Here is a 13,358-nt window from a genome sequence, read left to right on the forward strand (position 1 = left end):
AAAAGTTTTATAATTGACTTTGTCAATAAACTGAGGTTGGCTTAGCTAACCTCTTAATTAATCCCCCAATTTTCCTGACAACTGATCTAGCCATTGCGAAAATTGTTCAGCATCTAAAAAACCAGTTACACGACTATTTGGAATTTCCTTACCTTGCTGATCAAAAAATAAAATAGTGGGTAAACCTAGCACACGATATTCTTTACTCAATGCTTGATTAGCAGCACTATTTTTGGTCATATCAACACGTAGTAATAACATTTGTTGTAAACGTTGCTGTACTTGCGGTTGATTAAATGTTTTATGTTCAAATTCTTTACAGGCAACACACCAATCGGCATACAGATCAACCATCGCAATTTTATGCGGATTATTGCGTAATTGCTGTTGCAGCTCTTGTAGATCTTTGACAGTAATAAACTGATCATTATCAGTTGATTGTGAGGAAGCGGGATGGAGAAATTGCTGCACAGTAAAATAGAGTGGCGCAGCGGCAATAATCATTGCCATCATCGCTAATACTTGCCAAATACGACTATGTTTTCCAGCTAAAGTCATCAACCAAGCAAAAAAGGCAATACCGAGTAATGACCACAAGATATCTTCCCAATAAGCAGGTAAAAAACGTGCCAATAAAATAATTGGTAAGGCTAATAACACAAAACCAAAGGCAATTTTGACATTTTCCATCCATTCTCCTGATTTTGGCAGGATTTTATTGCCAAATACAGTAATTGCGATCAATGGAGTTCCCATTCCGAGCGCTAATAAGTACAGCGTTAAAGCGCCAGTTGCTAAATCACCTGTTTGGGTAACATAAAGTAATGCGCCAGATAAAGGTGCTGAGGTGCAAGGAGAGGCGATTAATCCAGCGATTGCTCCCATTAAAAATACACCGCCATACATTCCTGCTGATTGTTGTTGGCTTAATGCAGTAAGTTTGGTTTGCCAACTAGTAGGCAACTGTAAGGTAAATAAACCGAACATTGAGCAAGCAAGTAGCACAAAGAGTATGGCAAAGGCGCCCAACACATAAGGACTTTGTAACCAGACTTGCAGTGATAAGCCAACAGCGGCAACTGCTAAACCTAATAAAGCATAGGTTAATGCCATTCCTTGTACATAGATAAAACTTAATAATAACGCTTTACCAGTATTCACTCGCTGTTCCTTGCCAATCACGATTGCTGATAACAGTGGCAACATTGGCAAAACACAAGGCGTAAAGGCTAGCCCAATGCCTAATAAGAAAAACCAAAATACGGCAAACTTACTTTGAAAGAGCTGTTCAGTCAATGATGGCGTTGCAGTAGTATCTACGGAATTATGGCTATCCACTTTAATCACTTGCGCTAAATCAATTTGTTGCTGTTGTGGTGGATAACATAAACCTTCAGTACAGCCTTGATAGTTAATTTGTAATTGTCCTTGCGGGGCAAATTGCCCTGTTGTTGGTGTGAGGATGACATCTAAACCTTGTTCAAAGATTTGTGTTTTACCAAAATAAGGATCTTCGTGCGTTTTTTCCGTTACAGGCATTAGTTGTTGTTGAAAATCAATATTGGTACTGGTGACAGTAATTGCGTGTTTATAGAGATAATAATTCGGCAAAATATCCCAATGCAGCGTAATTTTTTGTGGGGTTGCTTGAATTGAAAACGGAAAAGCTTGTTCTACCGTTAAATAATTTGTTTTTTTATCAAATAATCCTGCGTTAGCCGTATTAATGGCAACACAAGAAAGGATAAATAAGCAAAAAAGTGATAAATATTTTTTTATCATACTATTACTTTTTGTTCAGTGAAAAAGACGAAATCGAAGTTTAGCATAGTTACAGCTGAATTTCTTAACCGAAATTGTTATACTCATCTGGTTTTGAGTTGTTTAAATGATAGAGGAAACAATGTCGATAAATTTTGTACGAATTCTACAAGAAAGTGGCTACTTTGTGCGTAATCGTTATCCAATCGTAGTCACTTTTACTGTGCTATATGCCTTAAATACATTAATTTTTCAGCTCATTATGGAAGCAAATGGTGGGTTACAACAATTACAAACTACTCCTGAACAGATCCCGTCGAGTGTTATTTTTGCCTCTTTTTTTAATTTGATCCTGTCTGTTATTTTCAATATGTGGTTTATTTTGACTATCGATCAGGTTTCAACAAATCGTATTACTGATATTTTTTCTTGTATTCCAACGGTATTACAAAAACTGTTAGGTTTTATTTGTTATAACTGCTTATTAATTTTAGCGGTAATGCCATTTATTATGGGCATTAGCATTGGCGCAGTGAGTGGTGGTATCACCCTGTTTATTGGCGGGGTAGTCTGTTTACTAGCTAGTGGTTATTTATTAACACGTTTTGCCTTATTGCCTTATGCATATTTACTTGAACCAGGCAGAAAGGGGCTTAGAAGTTTGTATCAATTAGTTAATCGCCGTCCGCAAGCTAAAGTAATGGTAGTTTATCTCTTATTAGTTTATTTAGTACCAATGTTGCTTAGTAATTTATTGGTTGGTTTGTTAGGAGCAAATTTATTGGTGTTATCTACGTTGGTGACTGCATTTATTAATCTCTTTTCTTTAATTTTTGCTTATCGTTTTTATCGTATTTTTATTAAGACAACAGCGCTATGAAACAACTATTAGAATTTATTCCACTCATTTTATTTTTTGCCGTTTACAAATTATTTGGGGTTCGTGAAGCTGCAATTACTTTGATTGTGGCGACCATCATCCAATTTATTATCTTAAAAATGAAATATGGCAAAATCGAAAAGTCACAATGGATTATGGCGATTGGTATCGTATTTTTCGGTAGTTTGACGGCTTATTTCAATGATCTTGAATTTTTAAAATGGAAAGTCACTATCGTATATGCGCTATTTGCCTTAATTTTATTGATTAGTCAATTTGGCTTTAAGAAGTTATTAATCAAAAGTATGTTAGGGAAAGAGATCCAACTACCAGAAAAAATTTGGGCAAACCTCAATTTAGGCTGGGGGATTTTTTTCATTGTTTGTATGTTGATCAATTTATATGTCAGCCTATTTTTATCCGATGACATTTGGGTTGATTTTAAATCATTTGGTTTCTTTGGATTAACATTAGCCGCGTCATTATTGACGGGTGTCTATGTGTATCCACACATTACTTCTCAAGCAAAAGATAAGAATAAGGATTGATGAAATGGATACAACAGCTCGTACGCCAGATGGCACGTTGTTATTAAGAACATTGGCAATGCCGTCAGACACTAATGCAAATGGTGATATCTTTGGCGGTTGGATTATGTCACAAATGGATATTGGCGGTGCGATTTTAGCAAAAGAGATTGCGCATCGTCGTGTCGTTACTGTCCATGTCAATAATATGACCTTTCATAAACCTGTTTCAGTAGGAGATGTGGTTTGTTGTTATGGTCGTTGTACCAGAGTGGGAAATACTTCTATCCAAGTTCAGGTAGAAGTTTGGGTAAAACGGGTTTTTCAAGATGCGATTTCTGATCGCTATTTGGTAACGGATGCGGTGTTTACTTATGTTGCGATTGATGAAAATGGTAAGCCAAGCCCAGTACCGCGTGAGAATAATCCAGAATTAGCACAAGCATTAAAACTTATCGCTGAATATGAAAGTAAGGAGTAGTTATGTATTACGTGATTTTTGCACAAGATTTACCGAACACCTTAGAAAAACGTCTTGCCGTTAGAGAAAAACATCTTGCACGTTTAGCTATGTTGCAAGAACAAGGTCGTTTGTTGACTGCTGGACCAAACCCAGCTATTGATGATGAAAATCCAGGCACCGCAGGATTTACTGGTTCAACTGTAATTGCAGAGTTTGCTTCTTTGGAAGAAGCAAAAGATTGGGCAGCGCAAGATCCATATGTTGATGCAGGTGTGTATGGTGAAGTAGTGGTTAAACCATTTAAACGCGTGTTTTAATTAATTGGATTAAGCATAATAAAAAGCAGTGTGATTTTGAGGTCACACTGCTTTTTTGTTTGATTGTTTTGAATAATCAGAATTACATCAATACGTTTGCAATACTGATACCGACAACACATCCCACAAAGACGCCGATTAAACCCGGAACCATAAAGCTGTGGTTGAAGTAGTATTTACCAATCTTAGTCGTACCTGAAACGTCGAAGTTTACAGTTGCGATATCTGATGGGTAGTTAGGAATAAAGAAGTAACCATAAGTTGCAGGCAATAAACCAACAAGTAATGGTGCAGGTAAGCCCATTGCAATACCTACTGGTAATAACATTCTTCCTGTTGCAGCTTGGCTGTTAATTACAACAGATACTGCGAATAGCGCAAGTGCGAATGTCCAAGGGTAAGTTTTAACCATTTCTGTAATACCAGCTTTGAAAGCAGGCATTGCATAAGTAAAGTAAGTATCACTCATCCAAGCAATACCAAAGATCGCAATAGTTGCTACCATACCAGACTTAAACACCACACCGTTTGGTACTTTTTTCACATCAGTTTTGGTGACTAATAAGATAATACCTGCGAATGCTAACATCATCATTTGAATGATAACGCCCATTGAAACCGCTTTTGGTGAATCACCGATAGTACGGATTGCTGGGAACATTGCTACAACTACGATACAAATTAAAGCTAATAAGAATAGTAATACAGAGTTTTTTGCCGCAGGCGGTAAAGTTTCATTCAAGCTGGTACTTGTTGTATTTTTAATTAATTGACTCCATTCAGGGTCATTTAAACGACGTTGATATTCTGGATCGTCTTTTAATTCTTTACCGCGACGTAAGCTATATAAAGAAAGCGCTAATACACCGCAGAATGTCGCTGGAATTGTGATTGACACGATAGTCAATAAACTTACGTGAGAGAAACCAGGTAATTCAGAAATTTGTCCTAAATAGTAAACTACCGCTGCAGAGATTGGACTCGCAGTGATCCCTATTTGAGATGATACAGAAGCCGCAGCCATTGGGCGTTCAGGACGGATACCATTTTTCAATGCGATATCACCGATAATTGGCATAATGGTATAAACTGCGTGGCCTGTACCTAAAATCATGGTCATAAAATAAGTTACCATTGGACCAAGAATAGTTACACGTTTTGGATTGCTACGAAGAATACGTTCTGCAATTTGTAACATATATTTCAAACCGCCAGCAGCTTCGAGTACAGATGCACAGGTAACCACAGCTAAGATGATTAACATTACATCGATTGGTGGTGATGATGGTGGCATACGAAGAATAAAGACTTCAACGATCAAACCGATCCCGGAAACAACCCCAAGACCGACACCGCCGTAGCGGCTACCAACATACAGGAAAAACAGCAGGAGAATAAATTCTGCGTATAACATAGCGACCTCGTTAAAAATTATCTAAAAAATAAGCAAAATAACTAAAGTTGGGTAATCATAATGCAAGCTAAAAAGATCGCAATATAAATTTCAAAAAAGGGAATAAAATTTAAAAAAAAGTTTATTTACATCAAATTTTGGTTATTATTTAATCAAAAAATTGATCTCGGTAACATCAGAAACGGCTAATGTTGGTAAATGCGTTGCTTCAGGAAAAGCAGTTAAAGGTTGATTGTTAGTATTTACCCAAACCGCTTGGCAACCGTTAATAATCGCACCTTGGACGTCGGTGATTAGGTTATCGCCGACGTGTAAAATTTCGTTAATGTTACAATGAAAATAGTCAGCAGTTTGTTGGAACAGATCAATATGCGGTTTGGCACGACCATGTTCGCCTCCCCGTAACATAAGCTGAAATTGATGAAGACCAATACGAGGTGGATAGACATTACCATTACTAATTGAAACTAAAGGATAAACTTTTGCTAACTCAGTCAGAAATTGTTGATTTTGTTCAGGAACATCAATTTTATGACGCCATTCAACAAATTGTTCCATTGCAGCGGCAATAATTTTATTAATTTCATCGCCAGTTTTACCTTGTTGCTGTAATAAGCGGGTTGCAGCTGCAATTCGCCAGGCAATAACATCTTCGTAGCGCACAGGATCTTCTTGTAACATTTGTTGTTTGTAGTCAGCCCATTGATCAACATTGACATCTGCAAGTTGTTGTAAACACTCTAAAAATACCTGTTCAGCATTACGGATCACAAAGTAATTATCATATAACGTATCATCAAGATCGAAAGTGATGACTTTAGGCGGCAATAGATTACGATAAAAATGTAACATTGTTGTCATTCCTATTTTTTACGTTTGGCACGAGGGTGAGCAGCGTCATAGACTTGTGCTAAATGTTGAAAGTTTAAATGGGTATAAATTTGCGTTGTTGAGAGATTTTCATGACCAAGCAATTCTTGTACAGCGCGTAAATCGGATGTAGCTTCAAGCATATGTGTGGCAAAGGAGTGGCGTAATTTATGTGGATTTAAATGAGCATTTAAGCCTTGTTTTACTCCCCATTGCTCCAAGCGTTGTTGAATCGCTGCACTGGTTAAGCGATTACCTTGCTGGCTAATAAATAACGCATTATCTTTTGGTGCAAATTGTAATCTTACTTGCAGCCATTCATGCAACGCACCGGCAGCATAACGTCCGAACGGTAAAACACGTTCTTTGTTGCCTTTTCCTAATACACGAAGTTCGCGCGCTTTAAAATTAATATCTTCTAAATTTAAACCGCGTAGTTCTGCTAAACGCAAACCAGAACTATACATCAATTCCATAATCGCTTTATCGCGTAATGCGAGCGGTTCTTTACTTTTAATATCTAGCAATTGTGTAATGGATTCGACATCAATACTTTTTGGTAAACGCTTACCTGCTTTAGGCGCTGAAATACCATCTGTTGGATTAACAGCGATAATTTTTTTGCGTAGTAAAAACTGGAAGAAACCTCGTAAACTGGATAAACGTAATGCTAGACTATGTTCATGCAAACCAGATTTTTTTCCTTGTGTCAGGATAAAACGGATAACGCTACCATCGACTTGACGCCAATCATTAATCCCTTCGTTCGTTAATAGCTCCACGCAAACTGCCATTTGCTGTTGATAGCTTTCTAACGTTTTAGGGCTTAATTGACGTTCGATGCGTAGATAATTCCAGTACTGATCTAACCACTCTTGTAACATAATTTATTTTTTATAAGTTAACCATTGATGCAGCAATGGTTCGACTAATTCCACTAAAGTTTCGAGAAAATCGGTATTTTGGCCACGATAAAAATGCCCTTCATGTAGAGCAGTAAATACCATAACGGCGTGATAAGGTTTGTGATCTAATTTATGGTTTAATAAACAAAGCGCAACTGAACCAATTGGTAATTCTTCGGGTAAGAAGAGCAATGATTTTTCGCGATTGGTTAATTTGCCAAGATAAAAAGACTGTAAACCAAAACGTTCTAAACGAATAATTTCAAAAGCTTTGCGATCTAGCCACGATTGTGGTTGCACCAAATCCTTATTTTGCCAAGCATCTTTTAGTAATAAAATTTTGCCTTGTTTTAAACCTAATTCTTTTGCCCATTGATTTAAAGTCTGACTGGCATCAATAAAGTTTTTTGCTTGATACAGCTGTTGTTGTAATGGTAACAAACTAAAAAATAGAGTTTCATTTTGTTGAACTGTATTGCTCACTTGATTTAGCGTAGTTTCCAGTACAGAGATTTTTTCTCTTTGTCTGCCGAGTTGTGCTTCCACTAAGGAAATCATTCCTTTACGTTGGTGCGGAATAATTAAGTTATCAAGTAAGTCTAAATGCCGAGCAAAATAGTCCGGATGAGTTTGTAAATAGTCATCAATTTGTTGCTCAAAGGCAGCATCTATTTCCTGCATATTTATGTTCCTTAAAGTTGAATGACACCATCATAGACAAAAGTTGCATCGCCAGTCATATAAAGAGGATGACCTTGTCCTTGCCATTCAATTTGTAATTCACCACCCGGTAAAGCGACTTTAACATTATTGTCTAATAGACCTTGCATAATACCCACAGCAACAGCAGCACAAGCGCCAGTCCCGCAGGCTTGTGTTTCGCCGGCACCACGTTCAAAGACTCTTAAACGAATGTGTTGGCGATTAATAACTTGCATGAAACCAATATTGGCACGTGCTGGAAAACGTTCGTGATTTTCCAATAATGGGCCAAGTTGCTCAACATTCGCAGTGGCAACATCCTCAACTTGTAATACACAATGCGGATTACCCATAGAGACAACACCGCAGAGTACCGTTTGAATTTCAGTAAGTAAGATATAGTTCTTTTCAAATTTATTGGCAATGAAAGGAACTTTTGCAGGTTCCCAAATTGGTTCACCCATATTGACGCGCACTGTTTCGTCATCATTGACAATCAGCACAATCTTACCTTTAGCAGTACTCACTTTAATTTCATTTTTATTGGTTAATCCTTTTAGGCGTACAAAACGTGCAAAGCATCTGGCACCATTACCGCATTGTTCAACTTCACTGCCATCTGCATTGAAAATACGATAATGAAAGTCGAGTTCAGGATCATATGGCGCTTCAACGAGTAATAATTGATCAAAACCAATCCCGCGATGGCGATCAGCTAAACGGCGGATGATCTCTTCAGAGAAAAAGACACTTTGTGTGATGCCGTCAACCACCATAAAATCGTTGCCCAGACCGTGCATTTTGGAGAATTGCATATATACCTCTTGCATAAATCATAATGACATTATTATAGAGAGTTCCAACTAAAGTCTAAAGTGAAGTTAAGGCAAATATATTAATTAAGTAGGAATGCCGTTATACTAGCGCGGTTTTTTATCAAGGATTGAGTTATGGCAAAACTTTATTTTTATTACTCATCAATGAATGCGGGAAAATCAACAACGCTATTACAATCTTCATATAATTATCGCGAACGTGGCATGCAAACTTTAGTTTATACGGCAGCGATTGATAACCGTTATGGTGGGGGAAAAGTGACATCGCGAATCGGTATCGAAGAGCAAGCGAAGTTGTTTGACTCCGTTACTGATTTATTTAGCGAGATTCAACAACATCATCAACAACAAAAGCTGCACTGTATCTTAGTTGATGAAGCCCAATTTTTAACGAAGCAGCAAGTTTATCAATTAAGTGAAGTCGTAGATAAATTAAATATTCCAGTGTTGTGTTATGGCTTACGTACCGATTTCCAAGCCGAATTATTTGAGGGTAGCCGTTATTTATTGGCGTGGGCAGATCAATTAGAAGAGTTAAAAACCATCTGTTATTGTGGACGTAAAGCCAATTTTGTTTTGCGTTTGAATGAACAAGGGGAAGTGATTAAAGAAGGTGATCAAATTCAGATCGGTGGCAATGATCATTATCTATCAGTTTGCAGACGGCATTATAAAGAGAAAATGGAAGGATAAAAGTAATATCTCTATCATTGCTAAAATGATAGAGATATTTTGCCTAAATCAGTAATCAAGCCGGATTATCAATATCTTTAAACTCAACAGTAAGTTGATAATTTTCTGCTAACCAAGCAGCTAATGCTTTAATACCATAGCGTTCGGTAGCGTGATGTCCAGCAGCAAAAAACTGAATATTTTGTTCACGAGCAGAATGTACAGTTTGTTCAGAAACTTCCCCTGTAATAAAAGCGTCACATCCTTTTGCGGCAGCCAAATCAATATAACCTTGACCACCGCCGGTACAGATGCCAATTTTTTGAATAGGTTGCTGCGGATCATTAGCGCAATGTAAACATGTACGAGCTAATTGCTGGTTAATGCGTTGTGCTAACTCTGTACCTGAAATTGCTTGCGGTAGTTTTCCCCACATTGGAATCGAAATTGCGGAATCTTCCAATGGATAGAGTTCTGTTATACCCAATAATTTTGCTAATTGAGCATTATTGCCTAAGGTTGGATGCATATCGAGTGGAAGATGATAAGCATATAAATTGATGTCGTTTTGGAGTAAGGTTTTAATACGTTTACCTTTCATACCACGAATACAAGGATTTTCATTTTTCCAAAAGTAGCCATGATGAACAATAATTGCATCTGCATTAACGCTAACGGCATAATCGATTAAGGCTTGAGAGGCGGTAACACCAGCAACAATTTTGTTGATTTGTGTTTTACCTTCAACTTGTAAGCCATTTGGCGCGTAGTCATTGATCTTATCGCTATTAAGTAATTGATTAAGAATTTGTTCGAGTTCGAGATGATTAATCATAATATCCTTGGCAATCTGAAGTTATTGAGAAATCGCCAATATACGGCGATGGTAAAGTTCGAGTTTAATGTGTTGCTGACGAAAACCTGCAGCAATAATTTGTTGGACATCTACTGCCTTGGCTTGTTGATACCACTGTAGCCATTGCTGTTGTTGAGCTAAAGTAAAGTGATTGAAAATAGCTCGATAAAGCAAACATAGATTAGTGAGTCTTTGTGGTTTTCGCCAACAGTCTAGTTGATCGAAGAGCGTAATAATCTCTTCGCTGGTCAAAGAGGCAGTTTGTGAGAAGTTATTGACAAATTGTACTGCTAATAATGCGTTATCTAGATAGGCTGATGGTGCTTTATAACGTTGGCATAATTGCTGAATTTGTAATTGAATTTGCTGCAGAGTTTGTTGCTCAGCTATCTGCTGATTTTGTAGGTATAAGCTGACAAAAAAGAACGCAAAACGTAATGTTTTTTGCTCTAACTCTGACATTTCAGCAATTAATAAATTTAAACGAACCAATGTTTCACTAAGGTGTGGATTGGCTTGATCAAATAACGGAGCTAATTCGTTAAATAATGTAATGGCGCCAACTTCAGCTAACACCTGAAAATAGATCTCGGGGTGAGCATAACTGAGTGCTTTTTCAGTTTCTAGCCAGACACGTTCCGCTGTTAATGCCTGTAATTCACCACTAGCAACCATTTTTTTCATTAAAGCTAATGTTTCATCAGCAACAGTAAAACCGAGTGGATAGAAGCGAGCGGCAAAACGAGCTACACGTAAAACACGAAGTGGATCTTCACTAAAAGCCGCAGAGATATGGCGTAATTTTTTTTGTTTTAAATCGGCAATACCGTTATAAGGATCGTGAAGATTACCTTGTAGATCTTCGGCAATGGCATTAATGGTTAAATCACGACGGATAAGATCTTGCTCAAGCGTAATTTCTGGAGAAAAATCACAGCAAAAGCCAGTATAACCTTTACCTGTTTTACGTTCTGTTCTGGCGAGAGCATATTCTTGCTTAGTTTGAGGATGCAAAAAGACAGGGAAATCCTTACCAACTTGTAGGTATCCCTGTTTTAATAGATCATTGGGTGTAGCATGGACGACCAACCAATCTTTGTCTGTTACAGGTAGCCCCAATAAGCGATCACGCACCGCCCCACCAACGAGATAGATTTCTGGTTGTTGCGCCATTACCAACGTTCTCTGCGACGACGAGGAATAAGCACTGGAATAATTAAACCAAGAATTAATCCAGCTGCTAATACAGAACCGCCATAAATGAACCAGCGGATAATAATGCCACGTTTTTCGGAATCTAGCATTGCTTCTAAATCTTTATTTTTATTCTTGAGAATATCAACTTGACGATTAAGTTGAGAGTTTTGTTCGAGTAATTCACTACTTTGTTTTTCGGCTTGTTGGGTACGACGTTGCATTTCATTTGTTCGTTGTTGCCAGTCGTTATTAATTTGATTGAGTTTTAGTGTTAACTCATCAATTTTTTTCTGTAAGGCAGGTACTTGTTCTTTACTGCTAGGTGTATTACTAAGCTCACTGGTTAAGAGCCAACCTTCACGATTACGACTGTCACGAATGTGAGTATATTTATCTTTTTGTTCTAAAACGGTAACCGCTTCACCAGATTTAATAGTACCAACAATTTTAAATTGATCACTTGCCCCTTTGCGTAGGTAAGTGCTTAGATTTTCAGAAACATATTGCGTTTGTGCAAAGGCACATTGGCTGACGATAAATAGGGTGGAAAATATCCCGAATAAATGTGAAAGTTTTTTCATCATACGTTCTTTATTGGTTTGAAAAAGATCTAACTTTTGAAGCTAGGTTAACTAATTGCTATTAAACGAAATGCAGCGATTTGCTGCATTTCGTTTTATTGGTGAGGAGGTATTCTACAATAATATCGCTTTTAGGGTATAGAAAATTATCACAGAGAAGAAGGCACCTGCAGGTAATGTGATAATCCAAGAAGATATAATATTACGGATAACAGCTAAGTTTAATGCTGCAATACCACGTGCAAAACCAACACCAAGAACAGCACCAACTAAAGTCTGTGTAGTAGAAATTGGTAAACCGGTACCTGAAGCAAGGATAACGGTTGTGGCAGTAGCAAATTGAGCTGCGAAACCACGACTTGGCGTTAAATCCGTAATTCCTGTACCAATAGTATCCATTACTCGCTGTCCCATTACTGCTAAACCGGCAATAATACCTAAGGCACCAAGTGGTAGCACCCACCAAGCCATAGTCGTTTTACCAGCAATAACACCACCATGATCAATGATTGAAACAACAGCAGATAGTGGTCCGATAGCATTTGCTACATCGTTTGAGCCATGAGCGAATGCCATTGAACAGGCAGTTAATAACATTAATAGGCGGAATACTTTTTCTACAGCACCAAAGCCAGCAGTAGCTTTTTTCTCAAAAGATTGACTACGAAGATAGAAAGCACAAGCAATAGTAGCTAAAACACTGAGAATTAACGAAATAAGGAATGTTTCGCCATTAGTAAGATGCAAACCAATATGTTTAAGACCTTTTTTGATAGTGACTAATGAAATAATTAAAATGGTCAGCCCCATATAAAAAGGAGCAAAACGTTTCGCATTAAATAATGGTTGTTCTGTATCAAAGATCAGTTTTTGCGTACTACTAAAAATAAGATAAGCAATAATACCAGCAATAAAAGGTGTAATAATCCAACTACCAAAAATACCAGATAAGCTACCCCATTCAACAGCATCACTACCAACAGTAACACAAGCGAAACCTACAATTGCTCCAATGATTGTGTGAGTAGTTGATACCGGCCAACCAACACGAGAAGCAAAAACTAGCCAGAAGCCTGCAGAAAGCAAAGATGCCATCATCCCTAAAACTAAGATTTCAGGTTGGTGAATAAATAGTGTTGGATCAATGATACCGTCTTTAATAGTTTCGGCAACTTCACCACCGGCAAGATAAGCACCAGCGCCTTCAAAAATAATTGCAATGATAATTGCTTGACGAGGTGTAATTGCTTTTGAACCAACAGAAGTACCCATCGCATTTGATACGTCATTAGCACCAATACCGAATGCCATTAAAAAACCAAATATCGCAGTCAGCACTACCAGAAGAGTACTGTAATTAGATAATATTTCCATAAG

Annotated in this window: 15 protein-coding genes; 5 read left to right on the forward strand and 10 right to left on the reverse strand. The window is 37.6% G+C overall.

Going from position 1 to position 13,358, the window contains the following annotated elements:
• Window positions 1–57: 57 nt before the first annotated feature.
• Window positions 58–1,782: a protein-disulfide reductase DsbD gene (locus QS62_RS08225; RefSeq protein ID WP_066108635.1), complete on the reverse strand. Its 1,725-nt coding sequence runs from the start codon at window positions 1,780–1,782 to the stop codon at window positions 58–60.
• 121 nt (window positions 1,783–1,903) lie between these two features.
• On the opposite strand from QS62_RS08225, the gene QS62_RS08230 reads away from it, so the two are divergent.
• The 4 genes from QS62_RS08230 to QS62_RS08245 are packed head-to-tail and all read left to right on the forward strand — an operon-like array spanning window position 1,904 to window position 3,948.
• On the forward strand, window positions 1,904–2,641 hold the full coding sequence (locus QS62_RS08230; protein ID WP_066108638.1) for a hypothetical protein: 738 nt from the start codon (window positions 1,904–1,906) through the stop codon (window positions 2,639–2,641).
• Window positions 2,638–3,189, forward strand: a complete 552-nt coding sequence (locus tag QS62_RS08235; RefSeq protein ID WP_066108640.1) for a septation protein A — start codon at window positions 2,638–2,640, stop codon at window positions 3,187–3,189. The genes QS62_RS08230 and QS62_RS08235 overlap by 4 nt, the downstream gene beginning before the upstream one ends.
• Before the next feature lie 4 nt (window positions 3,190–3,193).
• On the forward strand, window positions 3,194–3,649 hold the full coding sequence (gene yciA / locus QS62_RS08240; protein WP_066108643.1) for an acyl-CoA thioester hydrolase YciA: 456 nt from the start codon (window positions 3,194–3,196) through the stop codon (window positions 3,647–3,649).
• Window positions 3,650–3,651: 2 nt separating this feature from the next.
• Window positions 3,652–3,948 (forward strand): YciI family protein, encoded by a 297-nt coding sequence (locus QS62_RS08245; protein ID WP_066108646.1) that lies wholly within the window; start codon window positions 3,652–3,654, stop codon window positions 3,946–3,948.
• Window positions 3,949–4,030: 82 nt separating this feature from the next.
• Here QS62_RS08245 and QS62_RS08250 read toward each other — a convergent pair whose 3' ends face one another.
• The 5 genes from QS62_RS08250 to dapF all read right to left on the reverse strand — a co-directional run bounded on the left by QS62_RS08250 (window position 4,031) and on the right by dapF (window position 8,654).
• Window positions 4,031–5,362, reverse strand: coding sequence for an anaerobic C4-dicarboxylate transporter (locus QS62_RS08250; protein ID WP_066108649.1), 1,332 nt, complete (start codon window positions 5,360–5,362; stop codon window positions 4,031–4,033).
• 144 nt (window positions 5,363–5,506) lie between these two features.
• On the reverse strand, window positions 5,507–6,214 hold the full coding sequence (locus QS62_RS08255; RefSeq protein WP_066108654.1) for an HAD-IA family hydrolase: 708 nt from the start codon (window positions 6,212–6,214) through the stop codon (window positions 5,507–5,509).
• A gap of 11 nt (window positions 6,215–6,225) precedes the next feature.
• Window positions 6,226–7,116: a tyrosine recombinase XerC gene (gene xerC, locus QS62_RS08260; protein WP_066108657.1), complete on the reverse strand. Its 891-nt coding sequence runs from the start codon at window positions 7,114–7,116 to the stop codon at window positions 6,226–6,228.
• Between the two features lie 3 nt (window positions 7,117–7,119).
• Window positions 7,120–7,818 carry a DUF484 family protein gene (locus QS62_RS08265; protein WP_066108661.1) on the reverse strand — a complete coding sequence of 233 codons (699 nt, stop codon included), beginning with the start codon at window positions 7,816–7,818 and terminating at the stop codon, window positions 7,120–7,122.
• 11 nt (window positions 7,819–7,829) lie between these two features.
• A complete protein-coding gene (gene dapF / locus QS62_RS08270; RefSeq protein ID WP_066108664.1) occupies window positions 7,830–8,654 on the reverse strand; it encodes a diaminopimelate epimerase in 825 nt (274 codons plus the stop codon).
• A gap of 135 nt (window positions 8,655–8,789) precedes the next feature.
• Between dapF and QS62_RS08275 the strand changes: the two genes are divergently transcribed.
• Window positions 8,790–9,368, forward strand: a complete 579-nt coding sequence (locus tag QS62_RS08275) for a thymidine kinase (protein WP_066108668.1) — start codon at window positions 8,790–8,792, stop codon at window positions 9,366–9,368.
• A gap of 55 nt (window positions 9,369–9,423) precedes the next feature.
• Here QS62_RS08275 and QS62_RS08280 read toward each other — a convergent pair whose 3' ends face one another.
• From QS62_RS08280 to QS62_RS08295, 4 genes are all read right to left on the reverse strand, one after another.
• Window positions 9,424–10,179 carry a Nif3-like dinuclear metal center hexameric protein gene (locus QS62_RS08280; RefSeq protein WP_197496287.1) on the reverse strand — a complete coding sequence of 252 codons (756 nt, stop codon included), beginning with the start codon at window positions 10,177–10,179 and terminating at the stop codon, window positions 9,424–9,426.
• 24 nt (window positions 10,180–10,203) lie between these two features.
• A complete protein-coding gene (locus QS62_RS08285; RefSeq protein WP_066108673.1) occupies window positions 10,204–11,376 on the reverse strand; it encodes a phosphodiesterase in 1,173 nt (390 codons plus the stop codon).
• The gene (locus QS62_RS08290) at window positions 11,376–11,981 is read right to left on the reverse strand and encodes a TIGR04211 family SH3 domain-containing protein (protein WP_066108676.1); all 606 of its coding nucleotides are present in this window, start codon (window positions 11,979–11,981) and stop codon (window positions 11,376–11,378) included. Before QS62_RS08290 ends, QS62_RS08285 begins: the two co-directional genes overlap by 1 nt.
• A 114-nt stretch (window positions 11,982–12,095) precedes the next feature.
• Window positions 12,096–13,355, reverse strand: a complete 1,260-nt coding sequence (locus QS62_RS08295) for an inorganic phosphate transporter (RefSeq protein WP_066108678.1) — start codon at window positions 13,353–13,355, stop codon at window positions 12,096–12,098.
• Window positions 13,356–13,358 lie beyond the last annotated feature (3 nt).

The sequence above is a fragment of the Gallibacterium salpingitidis genome, assembly GCF_001678495.1.
Lineage (GTDB): Bacteria > Pseudomonadota > Gammaproteobacteria > Enterobacterales > Pasteurellaceae > Gallibacterium > Gallibacterium salpingitidis.

What these genes read in the sequence shown, in the direction of transcription:
- QS62_RS08265 (WP_066108661.1), bottom strand. Translation starts at nt 7,818, where the DNA reads ATGCAGGAAATAGATGCTGCCTTTGAGCAACAAATTGATGACTATTTA.
- yciA (WP_066108643.1), top strand. Translation starts at nt 3,194, where the DNA reads ATGGATACAACAGCTCGTACGCCAGATGGCACGTTGTTATTAAGAACA.
- QS62_RS08275 (WP_066108668.1), top strand. Translation starts at nt 8,790, where the DNA reads ATGGCAAAACTTTATTTTTATTACTCATCAATGAATGCGGGAAAATCA.
- QS62_RS08250 (WP_066108649.1), bottom strand. Translation starts at nt 5,362, where the DNA reads ATGTTATACGCAGAATTTATTCTCCTGCTGTTTTTCCTGTATGTTGGT.
- QS62_RS08225 (WP_066108635.1), bottom strand. Translation starts at nt 1,782, where the DNA reads ATGATAAAAAAATATTTATCACTTTTTTGCTTATTTATCCTTTCTTGT.
- dapF (WP_066108664.1), bottom strand. Translation starts at nt 8,654, where the DNA reads ATGCAATTCTCCAAAATGCACGGTCTGGGCAACGATTTTATGGTGGTT.
- QS62_RS08235 (WP_066108640.1), top strand. Translation starts at nt 2,638, where the DNA reads ATGAAACAACTATTAGAATTTATTCCACTCATTTTATTTTTTGCCGTT.
- QS62_RS08245 (WP_066108646.1), top strand. Translation starts at nt 3,652, where the DNA reads ATGTATTACGTGATTTTTGCACAAGATTTACCGAACACCTTAGAAAAA.
- QS62_RS08290 (WP_066108676.1), bottom strand. Translation starts at nt 11,981, where the DNA reads ATGAAAAAACTTTCACATTTATTCGGGATATTTTCCACCCTATTTATC.
- QS62_RS08255 (WP_066108654.1), bottom strand. Translation starts at nt 6,214, where the DNA reads ATGTTACATTTTTATCGTAATCTATTGCCGCCTAAAGTCATCACTTTC.
- xerC (WP_066108657.1), bottom strand. Translation starts at nt 7,116, where the DNA reads ATGTTACAAGAGTGGTTAGATCAGTACTGGAATTATCTACGCATCGAA.
- QS62_RS08295 (WP_066108678.1), bottom strand. Translation starts at nt 13,355, where the DNA reads ATGGAAATATTATCTAATTACAGTACTCTTCTGGTAGTGCTGACTGCG.
- QS62_RS08285 (WP_066108673.1), bottom strand. Translation starts at nt 11,376, where the DNA reads ATGGCGCAACAACCAGAAATCTATCTCGTTGGTGGGGCGGTGCGTGAT.
- QS62_RS08230 (WP_066108638.1), top strand. Translation starts at nt 1,904, where the DNA reads ATGTCGATAAATTTTGTACGAATTCTACAAGAAAGTGGCTACTTTGTG.